This is a genomic window from Aequorivita antarctica (genome assembly GCF_007997155.1).
Taxonomy (GTDB): domain Bacteria; phylum Bacteroidota; class Bacteroidia; order Flavobacteriales; family Flavobacteriaceae; genus Aequorivita; species Aequorivita antarctica.
On sequence record NZ_VORT01000052.1, the window covers coordinates 1 to 677 of the forward strand.

General features: G+C 40.9%; 1 pseudogene. It reads right to left on the reverse strand.

The annotated features are described in order from the left end of the window. Positions 1–515: pseudogene (locus tag ESU54_RS17700) on the reverse strand (curlin); the annotation flags it as partial. Between the last annotated feature and the right edge of the window lie 162 nt (positions 516–677).

Below are 677 nucleotides of genomic sequence, written 5' to 3' on the forward strand. Positions count from 1 at the left end.
TGTTGGGTTGAAGCCCAGTTGTTGTCACCATTTTGGTCTATGGCAGCAAAGTTATCCTGTGCTTGTTGCCCTGTACCTTGACGGATTCTAGCCTTGTTTGCAGTACTAGAACCATCTAATTGGCCTTGTCTGGTTACAGCATCGTTGTTATCACCTTCTTGGCGAGTAGCAGAGCTGTTCAAGGCACCAGATTGTCTTACGTCTGCAGCATTCGCTACCCCACTGGCTGCCGATACGGCCCCAGTCTGACGAACATCTGCTTTGTTTTCACCAAAACCTGTAGTACCATCGTCCTGAAAGGTATAAGCCGACTGTGAAGTACCGGCCTGACGCACACGTACTTTGTTTTCATGACCGTTCTGAATGGATAGTCCTGTGTTAGCTGTTGCAGGTGCAGGTGCTAATGGTGCAATCACATTAGGAGTTGGTGACACATTACCGTTTGCATCAGTTACCTGAGCATAGGTCATTCCACCTACAAAAAGCGCTACTGCGCAAAAAATTACTTTTTTCATAATTAAAAGATTTAAAGATTAATATTTGGTTAAAATAATATTCAGTTCTCGGCAAGGAATTACTTCCTTGGATAAATAATAAACCATCTAGTAAAATGATTTATATAAGTATTAATTAAAGGGGATTGGATTCAAAATGTATTCAAAATACATTTTAGAATT